The sequence below is a fragment of the Pseudomonas sp. UBA2684 genome (assembly GCA_002354655.1).
Lineage (GTDB): Bacteria > Pseudomonadota > Gammaproteobacteria > Pseudomonadales > Pseudomonadaceae > Aquipseudomonas.
Window position 1 is genome coordinate 105,267 of sequence record DELY01000034.1, and the last position, 484, is coordinate 105,750.

Annotated in this window: 1 protein-coding gene; it reads left to right on the forward strand. The window is 62.4% G+C overall.

All coding sequences use genetic code 11. The features are described from left to right. A partial coding sequence (locus B3M58_RS11495; RefSeq protein ID WP_296219242.1) for an FUSC family protein occupies positions 1-438 on the forward strand: 438 nt, incomplete at its 5' end. Positions 439-484 lie beyond the last annotated feature (46 nt).

A 484-nucleotide genomic window follows, 5' to 3' on the forward strand; every position in this document is an offset into this window, starting at 1 on the left:
CTGGCGGAGCTGCAACGCGGCTATTGGCTGACCCTGACCGTGGTCACCACCTTACAACTGGAGTTCCAGGGCAGCCTGGTGCGCGCCCTGCAATCGAGCCTGGCCAGCCTGGGCGCCGCCGGGCTGTTGATTCTGCTCGGCCACAACCTGCAGAACCCGCCACTGATGGTCGCCACCATGCTGCCGTTGATTGCCCTGAGCCGGGCCCTGCAAGCCAACCACTACGGCTTGTTCGTCATGCAAACCACGATCTGCTTTGTCCTGCTCGCCGAGAGCCTGGCGCAGGATTGGCACTTGGCCGAAGTGCGCCTGCTCAACGCCTTGTTTGGCGTGGTGCTGGCCTTGCTCATCGCCCTGCTGATGCATGGCCTGCGGCAATTGCTGGAAAAACGCGCGTTGAAAAGAGCAGTCGCCAGCGACCACAAACCCGCGCACTGAAAACGCGGCATAACACCACCACAGCACGCAGTGCTCGGTTAACCGA